The organism is Actinomadura sp. NBRC 104412 (assembly GCF_030269515.1).
Classification (GTDB): domain Bacteria; phylum Actinomycetota; class Actinomycetes; order Streptosporangiales; family Streptosporangiaceae; genus Spirillospora.
This window is the reverse complement of the sequence record NZ_BSTM01000010.1, coordinates 18,951-36,950: the sequence shown is the minus strand read 5'-3', so window position 1 is coordinate 36,950 and position 18,000 is coordinate 18,951. Positions and strand designations below refer to the sequence as shown.

Sequence of the window (18,000 nt, the reverse complement as noted above, 5' to 3'; positions counted from 1 at the left end):
CGCTGTCACCATTCACGGCATTGTGCAGTGAAACAGACCGTATCCACTCCGCTTTATGTGACGCGGAGCGACATCCTTCCGATCCGCCCGATCTCGGTGTCGAGGCGATCACCGCGGGAGATCGGCCCGACCCCGGGCGGGGCGCCGGTGAACAGCACGTCGCCGGGCAGCAGCGTCATCACCGACGAGGCGTAGGACACGATGGCCGGCACCTTGGTGATCATGGTGGAGGTGTGCACGGACTGCCGCACCTCCCCGTTGCACTCCAGCCGGATGTCCAGGTCGGACGGGTCGCCCACCTCGTCCGCCGTGACCAGCCACGGCCCCAGCGGGCTGAAGGTGTCGTAGCTCTTGCGGCGGGACCGGTCGGCGGGGCTGCGCACGGTGATGTCCAGGCCGAGGGTGTAGCCGGCGACATGGTCGAGCGCCGACCCCTCCGGGATGTCCCTGCCTCCGGCGCCGATGACCACGACCAGCTCGGACTCGTGGTGGATCTCCTGGCCGGCCGCGACGATCTTTTCCGGCAGCACGATGTCGTCCGCGGGGCCGCTGATCGACGACGGGGCCTTGAGGAAGACGTCGAAGTTCATCATCCAGGACTCGACCTTGCCCAGCGTGCGCTCCTGCACGCCGTGCATCTCCGCCACGTGGTCGGCGTAGTTGCTGGCCGCCGCGATGATCTTGGACGGGTTGAGGGCGGGGGCGCGCAGCCGTACCGAGTCCAGGGGCAGCACCGGCCCCTTCTCGGCGGCGCGCGCCAGGCCGTCGGCCAGGTCGGCGAGGTCCCGGCACAGCGCGCGCCACCAGCCCGCGGTCAGCGGGTCGGGGTCGTGCGGCCAGGGCAGCGCGGCGGTGACGTCCACCAGACCCTCATCGGTGACCACGCCGAGCCGGTGGTCGTCGAACAGCGCCAGCTTCATCGCGGGTTCTTCCCATTCTTCGGTTGGAACGTGGAGGTCACGTCCTGCGGGGCGGCCAGCGTCTCCTCCCGGTAGACGCCCAGGGCGCGCAGGACGGGGGCGTCGCCGAGGCTGAACAGGTCGGCCTGGGCGTCGGCGTGGTGCTCGACCGGCACCCACGACGGCGCCACGAACATGTCACCGGCGCGCCAGTCGAAGCGCCGGCCGCCCATCACGCTGTGGCCCTCGCCCTGGTACACGACGTAGATGGTGTTGCCGGTGCGCCGCACCGGGAGGGTGGCCCGTCCCGGGACGACCCTGTGCATGCCGCAGCTCAGCGTGGGCAGGACGCTGGCGCCGTTCACCGGGTTGGTGAACTCCAGGCTGACCACGCCGTCGTCGCTCGCGGCGGCCAGACGCGACAGCTCGGCGTCGGTGTCGGCCCACCGGTAGGCCAGCAGCGGGGACGGCCTCGGGTCGAGCGCGTCGGTGACCCGGCCCTCGACGAACCGCGCGCCGGCCGGGGCGCCGCGCTCGGAGGCGTTGTGCGGGCCGTCCACCGGCTGCCGGTCGTCGGGATAGGGCTCGAAGAAGACGCCGTCCAGGGCCTCGATCATCGGCAGGTCGAGGCCGTCGAACCAGAACATGGGGGCGTCGCCGGCGTTGGTGTGGTCGTGCCAGGCCCAGCCGGGGGTGAGGATCAGGTCCCCCGGGCCCATGTCGCAGGCGTCCCCGTCCACGGTCGTCCACACGCCCTCGCCTTCGAGGACGAAGCGGATGGCGCCGGGCGAGTGCCGGTGGGCGGGCGCCGACTCGCGCGGGCCGAGGGCCTGGAGCGCACCCCACAGCGTCCCCACCGCGTACGGACGTCCGCCGAGACCGGGGTTGGCCAGCGACAGCACGCGGCGCTCGCCGCCCCGCTCCACCGGGACGAGACGGATCGCCTCCTCCGCGAGCGGCCGCATCGTCTCCGCGGGCCACAGCCACGGGACGGCCTTGGGACGCGGCTCGGGCGTGAGCAACTGCTCGGTGATCGTCCAGAGGGGCCGCAGGGCCGCCTCGTCCAGCCGGGCGTACAGGGTGTCGAGCGCCGCGGCCGGAGCGTCCTGACGTTCGACCGTCATGTCCGTGCCTCCTCGTTCTGCGACTCGGTGTGCGTCTGGTTCCACTCTTCGTTCTGCCGGCGAGCGAGGTCCAGATCCTCGATCGCCTCGGGAGGACGGCCGACGCCGAACCGGCGCACGCTCTCCAGCAGCGACACCCGCCGCATGTAGGCGCGTGCCCGTTCGGGGTCCGCCGCGGTCGCGCGCATCTCCTCGTGGGTGGCGCGGCGCGCGGACTCGTCGGTCTCCTTGAGCCGCTCGGTGTTGCGCTGGGTGTCGGCCTGGACGTACTCGATCGCGATGCGCCGCCGTACCGCGTCGTAGGCGTCGAGCTCGGCGTCGGGGTCGGCGTCGCCGGCGCGGATCCGCAGAATGCGCTCGGTCGCGTCCATCACGTCGTGGATGCCGCTGTTGAGGCCGACGCCGCCGATGGGGCTGTTGATGTGCGCGGCGTCCCCGGCGATCACGATGTTGCCGCTGCGGAAGGTCGAGGCGACCCGCTGGTGCACGTTGTACGCCTGGTGGTCCACGATCGGGTACCCGTCCGGGTAGGGCGCCACGCCCTGCAGCGTCTCCTGGAGCCGGTCGGGGGCGGTGGCCTTCTCGATCGGCTCGTCCGGGGAGACCGGCAGCACCACGCGCCACGACTCGGGCGTGCGCAGGACGAAGAGCCACTGCACGGGGTCGGCGATGTAGTTGACGTGGGCCAGGTCCGGGATGAGGTCGCGCAGTTCCACAGTGGTGCTGACGATCAGGAACCGCTCGGGGTAGGTGAAGCCGGGGAAGCCGATGCCCTGGGTGCGGCGCACCGTGCTGCGCGGGCCGTCCGCGCCGATCAGATGGGTGCCGGTGACGGTGCGGGTGCCGTCCGGGGTCTCGACGACGGCCGCCACCCCGTCCGCGGTGGTGGCGGTGTCGACGACCCGGGAGCCGAAGAGCAACTCGACGTTGTCGTCCTCGCGCAGCCGCTCGTAGAGGAACCGCACCAGGTGCTGCTGGTTGAGCTGGAGCCGGTACGGGTAGGGCGTCTCGTCGGCCAGCAGCCGGAAGTCGAACTCGGCGATCAGCCCGTCCCGTCTGTCCCTGAAGTGGTACAGCGGCACGACCAGGCCCTCGGCGTGCATCCGGGACGTGATGTCGATGCCGTCCAGCAGTTCCAGGGTGGCGGCGTGGAAGGTCGAGGCCCGCCAGTCGGTGAGCGGGACCGCGTTGGCCTCCACCAGCACCACGGGGGTGCCGGCGGCGGCCAGCCGCGCCGCCGCCGTCATGCCGACCGGACCGGCACCGACCACGATCACCGGCCGGTCGGTCCCCCGGAGGTTGGAAGTCTCGCTACGCGTCATGAGGCCAACGCTGACATGTATTCCGCCTGGACGAAAGATTTGGTGCTAAAGTTCCGCTATGTCGAACTCAGCATGGAGGCGGCAGCCGGGAGCGGGGAGCGTCCCCAGCTCGGTCGACAACGCGCTGCGCCTGCTGGAACTGATCGGCGAGCAGCAGACCCTGCGGGTCTCCGAGGCGGCGGCGCTGCTCGGCGTCGCGCCGTCCACCGCGCACCGCCTGCTCAGCGCCCTGCGCGGGCGCGGATTCGTGCTCCAGGACAAGCCCAACGGCGTCTACCGGCCCGGCCCGGTGCTCAACGAGATAGGTCTGGCCGCCATCGGGCGCATCGACCTCAGGTCCGTGGCCCATCCCGTCCTGCGGGAGCTCAGCGAGCAGACGCAGGAGACGGTCAGCCTCACGCTGCTGGAGGGACGCGACGTCCGGTTCGTCGACTGTGTGGAGAGCCCCCGCAGCGTGCGGGTCGGCGACCGCACGGGGGTGGTCATGCCCGCGCACTGCACCGCCGCGGGCAAGGCGATCCTGGCCGCGCTGCCGCCGTTCGAGCTGGAGCGCCGCTACCGCGACCACAGCCTGACCGGGCGCACCCCCCACTCCATCACCGCCTGGGAGCGGCTGGAGGCCGAGCTGCGCCTGATCAGGCGGCACGGGTACGCGCTGAACGAGGAGGAAGGCGAGGAGGGCATCTGCGCGGTCGCGGTGGCCGTGCGCGACCTGACCGACGCCCCCCTCGCCTCGATCGCGGTGGTGCTGCCCGCCGCCCGCACTGCGAAGGCCGACGTGCGCACCGATCTCGTCCCGCTGCTGGAGCGGGCCGTCAAGACCGTCCAGGGGTTGCTGCGGGCCCGGCTCCAGCCCGCCTCCCACACCTCATCCGGCACCCCCTCCGAGAAGGTCCCCGCTACTTGAGGACGTGCTTCTCGTAGTCGAACGGCTTGTCGGTCAAACCGAGCCGCCGCATCGACCCCGCGATCAACTGGATCGACGCCCTGTCGGTGGTGCCCTTCCAGCTCGGCAGGTGGATGCCGGAGGCCACCTTGGGCGAGAAGCCGGCGATCTTCGGCAGCGCGGCCCGGAACGCGGCCGGGTCGCGCTCGATCTCCTCGGCCGTCCGCCGCACCCCCGCCTGGAAGGCGGTGACCAGCTCGCGGTCCTCCCGCGCCTTCTTCATCGCCATCAGGTAGGTGCCGATCTGGAGCCCCGGCCTGGTGTCGGTGTACGGGCGCGCGATCTCCCGCATCCCCGCGGCCTTGCCCGACGACAGGAACGGCTCGATCATCAGGGCCGCGTCCACGTCGCCGCGCTCCACGGCCGGGCCCATGTCGGGGAAGCCCATCTCCACCAGCTTCGCGCCCGACAGCGAGCCGCCCACCTTGCGGGTGGACGCGTCGATCACGATCTCGTTGATGTTCCGCAGCGTGTTCACCGCGATCCGCTTGCCCGCCAGATCGCGGGCCGAGCGGATCGGGCTGTCCGCCGGCACGAGGATCCCGGAGAAGTCCTGCCCGGGATCGGTGGAGGTGCTGGTGCCCGACCCGACCATCGCGAGCGGCAGGCCGCGGTTCATGGCGGTCACCGCCGACACCACGTTGGAGCCGGCCACGTCCAGGCCCCCGTTGATCAGCGCGGGGATCACCGCCGCGCCGCCCGCCGAGGTCTGCACCTCCACGTCCAGGCCCTGCGCCCGGAAGAAGCCGCGCTGCACGCCGTACTTCAGGAACGCCGACGGCATGCCCGCCGTGTCGGACGCCCTGACCTTGCGGAGCCCGCCCTCCCCGGCGGCGCCGGAGCCGCCGGAGCCCGAGCCGCCCGACAGGTCGCCCGGGTAGTCGCTGCACGCCGCGGCGCCCACCAGCACCACCAGCGCGAGCAGCAGCGCGCTCAGCCTTCTCATAAGGCTCGCCGTCATGCCCTTGTTCCGCTCGGTCATGATGCCCCTTGCAGAGCGGCGAACAGCTCGCTGCGCAGCTTGGCGAAATCGGGGTGGGCCTTGGTGGTGAGCTGGTCGCGGGGACGGGGCAGGTCCACGTCCACGGTCAGCCCGACATGGGCGGGCGCCCTCAGCACCAGGACCCGGTCGGCCAGGTACACCGCCTCGTCGATGTCGTGCGTCACGAACAGCACCGTCGTCTCGTACCGCTGCCAGATGGACAGCAACAGGTCCTCCAGCTCGGCGCGGGTCTGCGCGTCGACCGAGGCGAACGGCTCGTCCATCAGCAGGATCTTCGGCCGGTACGCCAGCGCACGCGCGATCGCCACCCGCTGCTGCATGCCGCCCGACATCTGCCAGGGGTACTGCCTGCCCCTGCCGCCCAGGCCGACCGCCTCCAGGGCCTCCTCGGTGGCGTCCCGCGCCTCCTTCTTCCCCACGCCCTTGTAGCGCAGGGGGAAGGACACGTTCTTCTCCACCGTCATCCATGGGAACAGCGACCGGCTGTAGTCCTGGAACACGAACGCCATCTCGCGGGGCGGCCCGGTCACCGTCGCGTCGCGCAGCCGCACCTGACCCGCGGTGGACGGCTCCAGGCCCGCCAGCATCCGCAGCATGGTCGTCTTGCCGCATCCGGACGAGCCCAGGATGCACACGAACTCGCGCTCCCCGACCTCGAACGACAGGTCCGCCACCGCCGGCCGGGAGGCCGGATCGGGTCCGTAGACCTTGCGCAGGCCGGACACCTCAAGCATCGTCGTTCCCCTTCAAACCTCGGTGCCAGAACAGCATCCGCGACTCCACCAGCAGGAACAGCCAGTTGAGCACGAAGCCGAGCACCCCGAGCAGGACGATCCCGGTCCACATCTCCGGGATGGCGAAGGATCGCTGCGACTCCAGCACGAAGTAGCCGACGCCGTTGTCGCTGGCGACCATCTCCGAGACCACCATGAGGATGATCCCGATGGACAGACTGGTGCGCAGCCCCGCGAAGATCCGCGGGGACGCGGCCGGCAGCACGATCCGGGTGAGCCGGGCGCGCGCCGGGATCTGGTACGAGCGTGCCGCCTCAAGCTGCTGCGACTCCACCCCGCGGACGCCGTCGATGGTGTTCAGCAGGATCGGCCACAGCGTCCCGAGCGCGATGATGAACACCTTGGAGGCGTCCCCCGCGCCGAACAGCAGCAGCGCGAAGGGGATCAGCGCGGGCGGCGGCAGCGCCCGCAGGAACTGCACGATCGGGTCGACCGCGGTGCGCAGCATCCTGGACATGCCCAGGGCCGTGCCCACGGCGATGCCCAGCGCCGCCGCGATGGCGTACCCGGCGAACATCCGCCCCAGGCTGGGCAGGACGTCCGTGGGCACCCGGTCGAACAGCCACAGCTCGCCGAAGAATCCGGCGATCTCGGACGCGGGCGGGAAGAAGAAGCTCTCCGCCCGTTCCGACCAGGCCCAGAAGCCCAGCAGGATCGCGGCGGGGACCACCAATTGCAGCGCGATCCCCAGCAGCCGCCGCGCGACGGCCGGCCCGCCGCCCCGCCTGGTCGCGGTCGCGGTCACCCGCTGCTCGCGGGGGGCCGGTCCCCCGCGCCCGCCGGCAAGGGCCGCACTCGTGCCCTCGCTTCGCTCGGTCACGACGCCACCTCTCTTCTCTGCGACGGATGCCACCGCAGGACCCGCCGCTCGCCCGCGTGGAACGCCGAGTTCAGCGCCCAGCCGAGCAGCCCGGTCACGATGATCAGCGCGTACATCCGGGTGGCGTTGTCCGCCGACTGCGCCACGATGATCGCCCGTCCCAGGCCGGGCGTGCCCACGACCAGCTCCTCGGTGACGGTGAGGATCAGCGCGATCGACGACGCGATGCGCAGGCCGGTGGCGATGTACGGGGTGGCGCTGGGCAGCACCACCGTCCGGAACCCGGCCGCCGTGCCCAGCCCGTACGAGCGGGCGGTGTCCTTGGCGACCGGATCGACGTCCTGGACGCCGTAGATGGTCTGGAACAGCAGCGGCCAGAACACCGCGAACGCGACCAGGAAGACCTTGGTCTGCGTGCCGGTGCCGTACACCAGCACGGCCAGCGGGATCAGCGCGACCGGCGGCACCGGGCGGCAGAACTCGATGACCACCCGGGCCAGCCGGAACGCGGTGCGGCTGGACCCCAGGGCCAGACCCGCGGGCACGGCGAGCACCGCGCCCAGGCCGAGCCCGGCGGCCCAGCCGAGCAGGGTCCGGCCGATCTCCACCCACAGCGGGCGGCCGCCGGCCAGTTTGAAGAACTCGGCGTAGATCTCGCTCGCGGGCGGGAACCAGCGTTGCGGCAGCATCCCGCCGCGTGTGCACAGTTCGGCCAGCACGAGCACGGCCACCACGCCCGCCGCCTTCAGGCCCAGATCGGTGCCACGGCCGGCCGGTAGCCGGCGCCAGGCGACATGGGACACGGAGCCTCCCCTCGTAACCTGGTGCTCCTCGGAATGGACGGCCCCCGCGGCCGTGTTACGACCGCGTGAACCGGGTGCTGTGAACCTATGCGCGGCTTCCACCCTGTGCAACACCTCACCATGCAAATTCCTCAACGCGGAATTAGCCTCGATGCGGCGGCGTGAGCTGCGGGAACGCACAAGTCCGCTCCGCCCGGAGAACCTGGCGGTTCCCGCATGTCAACGGACAGTGCTCACCAGCACGGCGATCCGGGCATGCGGCTCGACGCAGGGATGACCGCCTTCGCGGCGGGTACCTTCGCCGGCACGTGATCATGAAGCCCCTCGGGGGGAGGTCTCCATGGTGGAGATGGTGGAGAAGTTCCGTACCGCCATCGCCGACGAGCTGCCCGCCGCGACGACCCTGCGTCACCGCCTGCACGCCGATCCGCGCGTCTCCGGCGACGAGTCGGACACCGCCGACGACGTGGTGCGGGCGCTGGACGCGGGACCGGCGGCGCACGTCGCCGGAACGGGGCGCGTCCTGCGGATCGGCGGCGACGGTCCCGCGGTCGTGCTGCGCGCCGAGCTGGACGCCCTGCCGATCGTCGAGCGTACCGGGGCGCCCTACGCCTCCCGCACGAGCGCGATGCACGCCTGCGGGCACGACGTCCACCTGGCCGCCCTGGTCGCCGTGTGCCGGGCCGCGTCCAGGATCGGTGTGGAGACACCGATCACCGCCCTGCTGCAACCGCGCGAGGAGACCGCGCCGTCAGGCGCCGCCGACGTCGTACGGGAGGGGGCGCTGGACGGCGCCGTCGCCGTGATCGGGGCGCATGTGCAGCCCCGCCTTCCCGAGTGCGTGGTGTCGGCGGCGCCGGGCCCGGTCAACGCGGCGGCGGACGAGTTCGAGATCACCATCGAGGGGCGGGGCGGGCACGCGGGCTACCCGCACACCGCCCGGGACCCGGTGCTCGCGCTGTGCCAGTCCGTGGTATCGCTCCAGCAGATCGTGAGCCGCCGCTTCGATCCCGTCCACGGCGCGGTCTGCTCGGTCGGCCAGGTCAAGGCGGGCAGCGCGCCGAACGTGATCCCGCGGACCGCCTCGGCGCGCGGCACCGTCCGGGTGATGGGCAACGCGGACCGGCCGGTCATGGCGCGGCTCCTCCAGGAGATCGTCGAGCACACCGCCTCCGCGCACGGCTGTATCGGGCGGGTGAAGGTGGAGGAGGTCGAGCCGCCGCTCGTCAACGATCCGCCGCTGGCCGCGCAGGCCGCGCGGCGGCTGGGCGGGATGGGCATCCCCGTCGACACCGTGTTCCGGTCGTTCGGCGCCGACGACTTCTCCTACTACGGCGGGGTCACGCGCAGCCTGATGCTGTTCGTCGGCACGGCGTCCACCACCGCGCCCGACGCGCCCGGGTTGCACGACAGCCGGTTCCTGCCCGGCGACTTCCTCATCGGCCGGGTCGCCGAGGCGTACCTGGCCGGCTACCTGGCGGCCTGCGACACCCACGTGTGAGGGCGGCGGATCCTCAGGCGGCGAGCAGGCCGTCGATCTGGCCGACCGCCGCCCGCAGGCCCTCGGCCATGCCCATCTTCATCAGCTGTTCCATATGGTCACGGGAGTCGAACACCGACTGGAGCTCCATCCGGGTGCCGCCGTCGCCGCGGCCGGTGAGCCGCACCCGGGTCGTGTTGGTGGGCATGTCCTCGGCGGGCCTGCCGTCCTGGTCGGCGAAGCCGTCGACGAACTCCAGGGAGCGGGGCGGCTCGACCGCGGTGATCCGCCAGTAGCCATGGGCCTTATCGCCGTCCGGTCCGGTCATGTAGTAGGTGACCTCGCCGCCGGGCGTCAGGTCGTGCTCCTCCACGGTGGCGGGGTAGGTCGGCGGCCCCCACCAGCGCTCGAGCCGCCGCGGATCCGACCACAGCCGCCACACCCGCTCGACGGGTGCGTCGAACTCGGCGGTCAGCCTCAGGGTCAGCGCATCGAGGTCCTTGTCCAGGCTCGTGATGCTCATCTATCCGTTCCTCTCTCCGTGTCGTGCTCCGGTGCGTCGGGGTCCTGGGCGAGCAGGCCGGACATCTGGTCCACCCGCGCACGCCAGGTCGCCTCCAGCCCGTCGAGGACCTGCCGCGCCCGGCGTACCGCATCAGGGTCGGTGCGCACGAGCTGCTCCCTTCCGCGGCGCTCCTTGGTGACCAGACCGGCTCGCTCCAGGACCGCGACGTGCTTCTGCACGGCGGCGAAGCTCATCGGGTAGAGCTCGGCCAGCCGTGACACCGACGGCCGGTCCTCGATGCACCGGCGCAGGATGTCGCGGCGGGTGGCGTCGGCGAGCGCGTGGAACCACCGGTCCACGACCTCGCCGTCCGGTTCTCGTACAACCATTTGGTTGTACGTTAGCGCGCGAACGCCCCGGCTGTAAAGCCGCGTCCCGTTCCCGGCGCGCTAGCGGGCGCTGCCCACGGCCTCCAGCCGGGCGCGTTCCTCGGGCAGCGGAAACAGCAGATGGGCGATGTCGTCACGGCACGGACCCCGGCCGCCGAGCTGCTGGAGGCGGCGGATGGCGATGCCCTCGCGCAGCGCCCACGGGCAGATCTCCAGGCGGCGCACGCCCAGGTGCCGCATGGTCGCCTCGGCGATCACGGCGCCCGCGAGGATCTGCCGGGCGCGGGACGCCGACACGCCCTTCAGCCTCGCCCGGCCGGCGGCGTCCAGCGCGGCGAGGCGCGGGATCTGGTCCCGGACCGCCTTGAGCCGCAGGACGCGGCGGCCCTCCGCGTCACGGCCGCCGGTCAGCTTCGCGAGCTGCGTGAAGGTCCTGGACGTGGCGATCGCCCGTCCTCCGCCCCGGCCCTTGCCGGAACGCCCCGTCCACAGGTCGCCGGGGTCGGGCGGCAGGAAGGCCGCCAGCCGTTCGCGCACGAGCAGGCGCAGCCGCTCGACGTCCTCGCGGCACGGCGGGTCTCCGGGCAGGTGCTCGCGGGTGAGCCGCCCGGCGCCCAGCGGCAGCGAGACCGCGTACCCGGGCTCGGCGCCGTCCCCGGCGGCGATCTCCAGCGAGCCGCCCCCGATGTCGGCCAGCAGCAGCGGGCCCGCCGACCAGCCGTACCAGGAGCGGACCGCCAGGAACGTCAGCCGCGCCTCGTCCTCCCCGGAGAGGAACGCCGGCGCCAGCCCGGTGCGGTCCTCCAGCAGGGCCATGATCTCCTCGCGGTCGGTCGCGTCCCGCAGCGCCGAGGTGGCGAAGGCGATCAGCTCGTCCGCGCCGTCCCAGCGGGCCAGGTCGAGCGCGGCCGCCACCGCCCAGCCCAGCCGGCCGACCGCCTCGACACCGATCCGGCCGTCCGGCGTGATCGACTCGGCCAGCCTGGTCGGCCGCTTGGCCGAGCGCACCGTCCGGACAGGCTCTCCCGGTTCCAGGTCGACGGTCTTCAGATGGGCGGAGTTGGAGCCGATGTCCAGGATCGCGGAACGCATGGACCACCGGTACCCCATGGGCACCGTTTCATCCGGGCCGGGTTTCCACCGCCGGGAACGGTCAGGGGTTCAGGACGACCTTCACGGCGCCGTCCTGCTTCTTCTGGAAGATCTCGTATCCGTGCGGTCCCTCGTCCAACGGCAGGTGGTGGGTGGCCAGCCCCTCCACGCCCAGCGGGTCGGAGTCGTCGGCCACCAGCGGCATCAGGTCGTCCACCCACCGCCTGACATGGGCCTGCCCCATCCGCAGCGTGACGCCCTTGTCGAAGATCCGCATCATGGGCAGCGGATCGGTCATCCCGCCGTACACGCCGAGGATCGAGACCGTGCCGCCGCGGCGGACGACCTCGATCGCCTGGAGCAGCGCGGCCCTCCGGTCCATGCCGACCCGTGTCATCATCGGCGCCGCCGCCCGGTCCGGCATCAGCCCGATGAGGGTGTGCGCGGCCTTGGCGGCGGGGGAGCCGTGCGCCTCCATGCCGACCGCCTCGACCACCGCGTCGGTGCCGCGGCCCCCGGTGAGCTCCCGCACCGCGTCCCCCAGGTCGTCGGCGTCGGACTCGTCGATCACCTCGATGCCGTGCGCGCCGGCCAGGTCGAGCCGCTCGGGCACCCGGTCCACGCCGATCACGGTGTGGCCGCGGTGCCGGGCGATACGCGCGCACATCTGGCCTACCGGTCCCAGCCCCAGCACCGCGACGCTGCCGCCGTCCGGGACGTCCGCGAACTCCACGCCCTGCCAGGCCGTGGGAAGCACGTCCGACAGGTACAGGAACCGGTCGTCGGGCGGCCCCTCGGGCACCTTGATCGGCCCGAACTGGGCCTGCGGCACCCGCAGGTACTCGGCCTGCCCGCCCGGGACCTGGCCGTAAAGCTTGGTGTAGCCGAACAGGGCCGCGCCCATCCCGTGCTCGCGCACCTGCGTGGTCTCGCACTGCGCGTACAGCTTCCGATCGCACATGTGGCAGTGGCCGCAGGCGATGTTGAAGGGGATCACCACCCGGTCCCCCGGTCGGAGGTCCGCGACCGCCGAGCCGACCTCCTCCACGATCCCCATCGGCTCGTGGCCGAGGATGTCGCCCTCGCCCATGAACGGCCCCAGCACCTCGTACAGATGCAGGTCGGACCCGCAGATCGCGGTGCTGGTGACACGGATGATCGCGTCGGTGGGCTCCTTGAGCTCCGGATCCGGCACCGACTCCACGCGCACGTCGCGCCTGCCGTGCCAGGTGAGCGCCTTCATGCTCGGACCTCCCGCGGTCGGGCCCGCGCCCGGCGGACCAGAGGACTGACCGTCCGCCGCCCTACCCTGCGGGGGCGCGCGAAACCTGCCGCCGCCCGTACCGGTGAGCCGGAGCCGGGGGGTCGCGTCAGGCGTCGGGGACGCGGGGCGCGGCGAGAGGGTCGAGGCGGCGGATCAGCTCCAGCGCGGTACCGATGACCCTGGACGCCTCGGCCGGCGACTCGCACCCGGCGACCTCCCGGCCCGCCTCGCCGATCACGGTGGTGAGGACGGCCACGACGACGCGGTCCTCGGGCTCCGTCCCGGCGCGCAGGAGGATGGCGTTCCGCCGGACCCACTCCCGCGTCCTGGTGCGGCGGACCAGCTCGAACCCGGGCGGCGCGTCGCCGTCCATGAACAGCCGGACGAGGTCGCGCCGCTCCCAGCAGCCGCGCAGGTACGCCCGCGCGCCGTGGACGAACAGCTCCAGCGGGTCCTCCTCGCCGGCCGCCCGCGCCTTGGCCACGGCCCCCGACGCCAGCGCGTCCTGCTCGTCCTGGTGGTCCTCGAACAGCGCCAGGAACAGCTCGCTCTTGCCGCCGAAGTGGTGGTAGAGGCTGCCGACGCTGGACCCGGCGCGTTCCACGATCTCGGCCACGCTCGCCTCGGCGAAGCCCTGCTCGACGAAGACCTCGCAGGCCGCCTCCAGCATCCCCCGGCGGGTCTCGGCCGTGCGGCCCCACCGCCAGGAGCCCTCCCCCGCCCGGCCGCTCGCCTTGCGTGCCATCAGCTGCCCATGCCCGTCTCTCCCCGCGCCACCCGCCGCTCCCCGGGTCGCTTCCGCCTCCAGGTTACTGAACGGCATTCCAGAATCGCGGGAGCGGGTGCCGGGCGGCGCCGGGCGCGCCGCCTCACACGGGATGCGTCAGGCGGACCCGGGTGGCGGACGTCCCCAGCCCGTTGGGGCCGGGCAGGACGAGCCGTTCCCCGTGGTGATGCGGGTAGCGCGCCAGAAGGTCGGGTTCGGGGTAGCGCCGCGTCTCGCGGTGCCACTTCAGGATGCCCGCCATCCAGTCCCACAGCCTGGTCACGTAGCCGTCGAGGGCCTGGCGCGCCTCCCCGTCCAGCCGGTACTCCTCGGCGAGCGCCGGAAGGTCGCCCGCGACCGCGCGCTCGAACTGGCGCAGCCGCGAGGTCGTCAGGTCGGCGACGATGGCGACGGCCTCGTCCCGTCCGCAGCCGAGCAGATGCTCGACGGCGAGGACCGCGTTGGTCCGCTCCCCCTCGAACTCGATCTCCTTCTGGTAGGAGAACACGTCGTTGACCAGCGTGCCGTAGTCCATCGCCGCGTTCTCGACGGCCCGCATGGCCGCGGCGCCGGAGATCTCGGGCGGAAGGCGGTCCTCCGTGCCGATCCGGGCCAGGCCCAGGGTCAGGTCGGGGCCGAAGGTGAACCGCCGCATCTCCAGGTGGTCGACAGGGTCGGGGACGCGGTCCTGGAGGTGGTGGTGAAGCTCCCACAGCCAGCTCCGGACCATCCGCTCGACGGCGGAGCGGAACCGCTCCCGGCCGCCCGGCGGCATCGAGGCGGCGGTACGGCGCCACAGGTCGGCCAGCCCGGTCTCGACGGGTGACAGCGGCGGCGGCGTGGGGCCGAGGTCCGGCGGCATGAACAACGGGATCCGGGCCACGAACATCCGGGCGCCGGGCAGGTCGCGGTCGCGGAGGAACGTCTTGGGGAAGTAGTCGTCGCCATAGGTGCCCCAGGCCAGCCACTGGGTGCCCAGGTCCAGGTGGTCGGCGGTGGCGTCCGGGGCGAGCGAGGCGGCACAGGTCGCGAGGTCGAAGCCGGACAGCAGGGCGGGCGTCCACAGCGGCTCGGGGTGCCGCGCGACCGGCCCGTACATCCCCATCGCCCCGCACCAGTCGATCACGTTGCGGCAGGCACGTTCGATGTGCGGGTTGACCCGCGCCCGGTACGGCATCGTGAACTCGGGCATCCGCACCGGCCCGACCTTCCGGTACGGAACGATCAGCGGGCTCGGCGTGGCGGCCTCCAGCACCGCGGCGGCGCGCGACAGGGCCATGCCCAGCCCGAGCGGCGCGCCGCCGCCCGCGCCCTCGTTCATGTAGCGGCTGGAGCGCAGATGCCACTCGTGCCCGCCGGACTGCCAGTCCTGGAGCCCCTTCACATAGGCCGCCACCGCGGCCCGCTCGGCCGGAGTCGCCGCGTGGTCCTCGAACAGCGGCGGGACCTCGGTCAGCGCGGTGTTCTCGAACTGGCGCAGCCGCGAGGTCAGCAGGTCGTTGACGATCTCCGCGGCGCGGCGCGGCCCGACGCCGAGGAACCGCTCGACCACCAGCACGGCGTTGTTGACCTCGCCTTCGGTCTCGGTCTCGCGCTGGTAGGAGAAGATGTCGTTGCGCAGGTGCACGCCGTCGGAGAAGGCGTCCCTCAGCACGCGCAGCGGGCGGCTGCCCGCCATGCCGGGCGGTACCTCGGCGCCCACGGTGTGCTCGACCAGGCAGGCGGACCAGGGGGCACCGCCGACCGCGCGCCGCTTCTCGATGTACTCGACGGGGTTGGGCACCCGGGCCTCGGAGATGTTGGCCAGTTCCCACAGCGATTCGCGCAGAAGGTTCTGCGTACTCTCCACGAACCGCGCCCGCCAATGCTCCGACATCGCCGGGACGGTGCGCGCCCACAGATCGGCGAGGCCGCGCTCGGCCGCGTTCTCGGGCTCGGGCGGCTCGGGCCCCATGAACGAGCAGAGGCGGTCGAGGTAGGCCCCGGCCCCCTCCCGGTCACGGGGCTTTTTGTAGACCTCGAGGAAGTGGTCGTCGAAATAGAACACCCAGACGTACCAGTCGGTGATCAGGTCGAGTTCCGCAGGGACGCAGTCGGGGTGGGTGTAGGCGCACAGCAGCGCGTAGTCCATCGCGGCAAGCTCGTCCGCGTCCCAGATCTCCGGGGTGCTCGGGTCGCGGGTGTCGTCCAGCATGCCCATCTGCCGGGCCCACAGCGTGCTGTGCGCGCGGGCGCCCTCCACGTGCGGGTTGAGGCGCGCGGGGTGGACGAGGTAGAAGTCCGGAAGCTCGAACGGCCGCATCGTTTGACCCGCCTCTCACTCGACGTCTCCCGTGCAACGTACGGCAGTCGATCGATGACGGACAGTCAGATTGCCCTGTCCCGCCGCAGACCCGGACATCCCGGTTGCGGGCAATTGAATGGACGTCCAGGTAACCGCCCGGAGGCCGTAGACTCGCTGGCATGAACGCCCGCGCACCCGACCTCCCGGCACTCCCGGCGGAGGAGATGCTGAGGCTCGACAACCAGGTGTGCTTCGCGCTGCACGCCACCTCGCGGGCCTTCGACGCCCTGTACCGGTCGCTGCTGCGCGACCTGGGCCTGACCTATCCGCAGTACCTGGTGATGCTCACGCTCTGGGAGTCGGACGGGCTCACCGTCAAGGATCTGGGCGCCCGCCTGCGCCTCGATTCGGGCACGCTGTCACCGCTGGTCAAACGGCTGGAGTCGGCGGGCCTGGTGGAGCGGCGGCGCGGCCGCCAGGACGAGCGCTCGGTGTCGGTGCACCTGACCGCCGAGGGCGCCGCGCTCAGGGAGAGGGCCGCCGCCGTGCCGCCCCGCGTCATGGAGGCGTCGGGCCTCGGCACGGACGAGCTGCGCGACCTGCGCGGCATGCTGCTCAAGCTGACCGAGCGCCTCGACGCCACCAACGCCTGATCGCCGCGCCCCGGGCTCAGCCCTTCCCGGCCGCGCGCCGTGGCCTGGCCCGGACGTGCATGCGCTCGCCCTGGCGGCCGAACAGGCTCAGGATCTCCACGGGCTCGTCCCCCGCGGCGCCGAACCAGTGCGGGACACGGGTGTCGAACTCGGCCGCCTCGCCCGCCTTCAGCACCAGGTCGTGCTCGGCCAGGACCAGCCGGAGCCGTCCCGCCAGCACGTACATCCACTCGTAGCCCTCGTGCGTCTGCGGGTCGGGCGTACCGTGGCTCGGCTCGATCACCATCTTGTACGCCTGGAGGGCGCCGGGCTGCCGGGTCAGCGGGATCACGGTCCGGCCGGGCAGCACGCGCGGCGGGATCCGCACCCGCGGATCGCCGGTCTCGGGCGCGCCGACCAGCTCGTCCAGCGGTACGCGGTGCGCCCGGGCGATCGGCAGCAGCAGCTCCAGCGTGGCGCGCCGGCGCCCGGACTCCAGGCGGGACAGCGTGCTCTTGGAGATGCCGGTGCTCTCGGAGAGGTCGGCCAGAGTGACCCCCCGCCTGGTCCGCAGGTCGCGCAACCGCGGGCCGACCCCGGCGAGCACGTCGGCGATCTCCGGCGATCGTTCGTCCATGGACACCATTTCATCCAAGGGGTTGCCGGAACGGCGGCGCGGGGTCGCCGTGGGCTCACGCACCGCCGTTCAGCAGCTCCTCGGACGGCGCCACGTCGGCGTACGGGTCCGCGCGGACCACGGGCGCCCGGCCGGCCATCGCCGCGGCCAGTTCGGCGTGGGTGGGCGCATGGGCCGGGACGTGCGCGGGACGCAGCGACTCGAACTCGCGGCGCAGCACCGGCACGACCTCCTCGCCCAAGATGTCGAGCTGTTCCAGGACGGTCTTCAGCGGCAGCCCGGCGTGGTCCATCAGGAACAGCTGCCGCTGGTAGTCGCCGAACGCTTCACGGAAGCCCAGCGTCCGGTCGATCACCTGCTGCGGGCTGCCCACGGTCAGCGGGGTCTCCGCGGTGAACTCCTCAAGGGAGGGTCCGTGGCCGTAGACCGGGGCGTTGTCGAAGTAGGGCCGAAACTCCCTGACCGCGTCCTGGGAGTTCTTCCGCATGAACACCTGCCCGCCCAGGCCCACGTACGCCTGGTCGGCCCGGCCGTGCCCGTAGTGCTCGAACCGCCGCCGGTACAGCTCGATCAGCCGCTGGAAGTGCTCCTTGGGCCAGAAGATGTTGTTGGCGAAGAAGCCGTCGCCGTAGTAGGCGGCCTGCTCGGCGATCTGCGGGCTGCGGATCGAGCCGTGCCACACGAACGGCGGGACGCCGTCCAGCGGGCGCGGGGTGGAGGTGAAGGACTGGAGCGGCGTGCGGTACCTGCCCTCCCAGTCGACCACGTCCTCCCGCCACAACCGGTGCAGCAGGTGGTAGTTCTCGATGGCCAGCGGGATGCCGTCGCGGATGTCCTTGCCGAACCAGGGGTAGACCGGCCCGGTGTTGCCGCGTCCCATCATCAGGTCGACCCGGCCGTCGGCCAGGTGCTGGAGCATCGCGTAGTCCTCGGCGATCTTGACCGGGTCGTTGGTGGTGATCAGCGTGGTCGCCGTGGACAGGATCAGCCGCTCGGTACGGGCCGCGACGTAGCCGAGCATGGTGGTCGGGGACGACGGCACGAACGGCGGGTTGTGGTGCTCTCCGGTGGCGAAGACGTCCAGGCCGACCTCCTCGGCCTTGAGCGCGATGGCCACCATCGCCTTGATCCGCTCCGCCTCGGTCGGCGTGCGGCCGTTCGTCGGGTCGGTGGTCACGTCGCCGACGGTGAAGACTCCGAACTGCACGCCGGACCCCCTCGAATAGTAGAAGTTTCAACT

General features: G+C 72.2%; 18 protein-coding genes. 3 read left to right on the top strand and 15 right to left on the bottom strand.

What is annotated here, in order from left to right; genetic code table 11:
• Positions 1 to 53: 53 nt before the first annotated feature.
• The 3 genes from QSK21_RS14910 to QSK21_RS14900 are packed head-to-tail and all read right to left on the bottom strand — an operon-like array spanning position 54 to position 3,345.
• Positions 54 to 920: a fumarylacetoacetate hydrolase family protein gene (locus QSK21_RS14910; RefSeq protein ID WP_285696317.1), complete on the bottom strand. Its 867-nt coding sequence runs from the start codon at positions 918 to 920 to the stop codon at positions 54 to 56.
• Positions 917 to 2,023: a cupin domain-containing protein gene (locus QSK21_RS14905; RefSeq protein WP_285696316.1), complete on the bottom strand. Its 1,107-nt coding sequence runs from the start codon at positions 2,021 to 2,023 to the stop codon at positions 917 to 919. Before QSK21_RS14905 ends, QSK21_RS14910 begins: the two co-directional genes overlap by 4 nt.
• Positions 2,020 to 3,345, bottom strand: coding sequence for an FAD-dependent oxidoreductase (locus QSK21_RS14900; protein ID WP_285696315.1), 1,326 nt, complete (start codon positions 3,343 to 3,345; stop codon positions 2,020 to 2,022). The genes QSK21_RS14905 and QSK21_RS14900 overlap by 4 nt, the downstream gene beginning before the upstream one ends.
• A gap of 58 nt (positions 3,346 to 3,403) precedes the next feature.
• On the opposite strand from QSK21_RS14900, the gene QSK21_RS14895 reads away from it, so the two are divergent.
• Positions 3,404 to 4,252, top strand: coding sequence for an IclR family transcriptional regulator (locus QSK21_RS14895; protein WP_285696314.1), 849 nt, complete (start codon positions 3,404 to 3,406; stop codon positions 4,250 to 4,252).
• Here the strand turns inward: QSK21_RS14895 and QSK21_RS14890 are convergent.
• Genes QSK21_RS14890 through QSK21_RS14875 form a run of 4 tightly spaced genes read right to left on the bottom strand, consistent with a single transcriptional unit; the run spans position 4,245 to position 7,711 of the window.
• On the bottom strand, positions 4,245 to 5,273 hold the full coding sequence (locus QSK21_RS14890; RefSeq protein WP_285696313.1) for an ABC transporter substrate-binding protein: 1,029 nt from the start codon (positions 5,271 to 5,273) through the stop codon (positions 4,245 to 4,247). The genes QSK21_RS14895 and QSK21_RS14890 overlap by 8 nt on opposite strands.
• Positions 5,270 to 6,028, bottom strand: coding sequence for an ABC transporter ATP-binding protein (locus QSK21_RS14885; protein WP_285696312.1), 759 nt, complete (start codon positions 6,026 to 6,028; stop codon positions 5,270 to 5,272). Before QSK21_RS14885 ends, QSK21_RS14890 begins: the two co-directional genes overlap by 4 nt.
• Positions 6,021 to 6,908 (bottom strand): ABC transporter permease, encoded by an 888-nt coding sequence (locus tag QSK21_RS14880; protein ID WP_285696311.1) that lies wholly within the window; start codon positions 6,906 to 6,908, stop codon positions 6,021 to 6,023. Before QSK21_RS14880 ends, QSK21_RS14885 begins: the two co-directional genes overlap by 8 nt.
• Complete coding sequence (locus QSK21_RS14875) at positions 6,905 to 7,711, bottom strand: ABC transporter permease (RefSeq protein WP_285696310.1); 807 nt, start codon at positions 7,709 to 7,711, stop codon at positions 6,905 to 6,907. The genes QSK21_RS14880 and QSK21_RS14875 overlap by 4 nt, the downstream gene beginning before the upstream one ends.
• A gap of 340 nt (positions 7,712 to 8,051) precedes the next feature.
• On the opposite strand from QSK21_RS14875, the gene QSK21_RS14870 reads away from it, so the two are divergent.
• On the top strand, positions 8,052 to 9,212 hold the full coding sequence (locus QSK21_RS14870) for a M20 metallopeptidase family protein (protein ID WP_285696309.1): 1,161 nt from the start codon (positions 8,052 to 8,054) through the stop codon (positions 9,210 to 9,212).
• 13 nt (positions 9,213 to 9,225) lie between these two features.
• Here the strand turns inward: QSK21_RS14870 and QSK21_RS14865 are convergent, their stop codons facing one another.
• The 6 genes from QSK21_RS14865 to QSK21_RS14840 all read right to left on the bottom strand — a co-directional run bounded on the left by QSK21_RS14865 (position 9,226) and on the right by QSK21_RS14840 (position 15,509).
• Positions 9,226 to 9,714: an SRPBCC family protein gene (locus tag QSK21_RS14865; protein WP_285696308.1), complete on the bottom strand. Its 489-nt coding sequence runs from the start codon at positions 9,712 to 9,714 to the stop codon at positions 9,226 to 9,228.
• On the bottom strand, positions 9,711 to 10,085 hold the full coding sequence (locus tag QSK21_RS14860) for an ArsR/SmtB family transcription factor (RefSeq protein ID WP_285696307.1): 375 nt from the start codon (positions 10,083 to 10,085) through the stop codon (positions 9,711 to 9,713). The genes QSK21_RS14865 and QSK21_RS14860 overlap by 4 nt, the downstream gene beginning before the upstream one ends.
• A gap of 60 nt (positions 10,086 to 10,145) precedes the next feature.
• Positions 10,146 to 11,177 carry a Ppx/GppA family phosphatase gene (locus tag QSK21_RS14855; protein WP_285696306.1) on the bottom strand — a complete coding sequence of 344 codons (1,032 nt, stop codon included), beginning with the start codon at positions 11,175 to 11,177 and terminating at the stop codon, positions 10,146 to 10,148.
• 61 nt (positions 11,178 to 11,238) lie between these two features.
• The gene (locus QSK21_RS14850; protein ID WP_285696305.1) at positions 11,239 to 12,420 is read right to left on the bottom strand and encodes a zinc-dependent alcohol dehydrogenase; all 1,182 of its coding nucleotides are present in this window, start codon (positions 12,418 to 12,420) and stop codon (positions 11,239 to 11,241) included.
• A gap of 127 nt (positions 12,421 to 12,547) precedes the next feature.
• Positions 12,548 to 13,186 (bottom strand): TetR/AcrR family transcriptional regulator, encoded by a 639-nt coding sequence (locus tag QSK21_RS14845; RefSeq protein WP_285696304.1) that lies wholly within the window; start codon positions 13,184 to 13,186, stop codon positions 12,548 to 12,550.
• A gap of 124 nt (positions 13,187 to 13,310) precedes the next feature.
• Positions 13,311 to 15,509 (bottom strand): terpene synthase family protein, encoded by a 2,199-nt coding sequence (locus QSK21_RS14840; RefSeq protein ID WP_285696303.1) that lies wholly within the window; start codon positions 15,507 to 15,509, stop codon positions 13,311 to 13,313.
• Positions 15,510 to 15,670: 161 nt separating this feature from the next.
• On the opposite strand from QSK21_RS14840, the gene QSK21_RS14835 reads away from it, so the two are divergent.
• A complete protein-coding gene (locus tag QSK21_RS14835) occupies positions 15,671 to 16,144 on the top strand; it encodes a MarR family winged helix-turn-helix transcriptional regulator (protein ID WP_285696302.1) in 474 nt (157 codons plus the stop codon).
• A 16-nt stretch (positions 16,145 to 16,160) separates the two neighbouring features.
• On the opposite strand, the gene QSK21_RS14830 is transcribed toward QSK21_RS14835, so the two are convergent.
• Both QSK21_RS14830 and QSK21_RS14825 read right to left on the bottom strand, forming a co-directional pair.
• Positions 16,161 to 16,760, bottom strand: a complete 600-nt coding sequence (locus QSK21_RS14830) for a helix-turn-helix domain-containing protein (protein ID WP_285696301.1) — start codon at positions 16,758 to 16,760, stop codon at positions 16,161 to 16,163.
• Positions 16,761 to 16,815: 55 nt separating this feature from the next.
• Positions 16,816 to 17,967 carry an LLM class flavin-dependent oxidoreductase gene (locus QSK21_RS14825; protein WP_285696300.1) on the bottom strand — a complete coding sequence of 384 codons (1,152 nt, stop codon included), beginning with the start codon at positions 17,965 to 17,967 and terminating at the stop codon, positions 16,816 to 16,818.
• Between the last annotated feature and the right edge of the window lie 33 nt (positions 17,968 to 18,000).

Excerpts from the sequence above, each read along its gene's own strand:
- QSK21_RS14900 (WP_285696315.1), bottom strand. The coding sequence starts at position 3,345 with ATGACGCGTAGCGAGACTTCCAACCTCCGGGGGACCGACCGGCCGGTG.
- QSK21_RS14865 (WP_285696308.1), bottom strand. The coding sequence starts at position 9,714 with ATGAGCATCACGAGCCTGGACAAGGACCTCGATGCGCTGACCCTGAGG.
- QSK21_RS14850 (WP_285696305.1), bottom strand. The coding sequence starts at position 12,420 with ATGAAGGCGCTCACCTGGCACGGCAGGCGCGACGTGCGCGTGGAGTCG.
- QSK21_RS14845 (WP_285696304.1), bottom strand. The coding sequence starts at position 13,186 with ATGGCACGCAAGGCGAGCGGCCGGGCGGGGGAGGGCTCCTGGCGGTGG.
- QSK21_RS14830 (WP_285696301.1), bottom strand. The coding sequence starts at position 16,760 with ATGGACGAACGATCGCCGGAGATCGCCGACGTGCTCGCCGGGGTCGGC.
- QSK21_RS14860 (WP_285696307.1), bottom strand. The coding sequence starts at position 10,085 with ATGGTTGTACGAGAACCGGACGGCGAGGTCGTGGACCGGTGGTTCCAC.
- QSK21_RS14910 (WP_285696317.1), bottom strand. The coding sequence starts at position 920 with ATGAAGCTGGCGCTGTTCGACGACCACCGGCTCGGCGTGGTCACCGAT.
- QSK21_RS14890 (WP_285696313.1), bottom strand. The coding sequence starts at position 5,273 with ATGACCGAGCGGAACAAGGGCATGACGGCGAGCCTTATGAGAAGGCTG.
- QSK21_RS14905 (WP_285696316.1), bottom strand. The coding sequence starts at position 2,023 with ATGACGGTCGAACGTCAGGACGCTCCGGCCGCGGCGCTCGACACCCTG.
- QSK21_RS14885 (WP_285696312.1), bottom strand. The coding sequence starts at position 6,028 with ATGCTTGAGGTGTCCGGCCTGCGCAAGGTCTACGGACCCGATCCGGCC.
- QSK21_RS14895 (WP_285696314.1), top strand. The coding sequence starts at position 3,404 with ATGTCGAACTCAGCATGGAGGCGGCAGCCGGGAGCGGGGAGCGTCCCC.
- QSK21_RS14840 (WP_285696303.1), bottom strand. The coding sequence starts at position 15,509 with ATGCGGCCGTTCGAGCTTCCGGACTTCTACCTCGTCCACCCCGCGCGC.
- QSK21_RS14855 (WP_285696306.1), bottom strand. The coding sequence starts at position 11,177 with ATGCGTTCCGCGATCCTGGACATCGGCTCCAACTCCGCCCATCTGAAG.
- QSK21_RS14870 (WP_285696309.1), top strand. The coding sequence starts at position 8,052 with ATGGTGGAGATGGTGGAGAAGTTCCGTACCGCCATCGCCGACGAGCTG.
- QSK21_RS14835 (WP_285696302.1), top strand. The coding sequence starts at position 15,671 with ATGAACGCCCGCGCACCCGACCTCCCGGCACTCCCGGCGGAGGAGATG.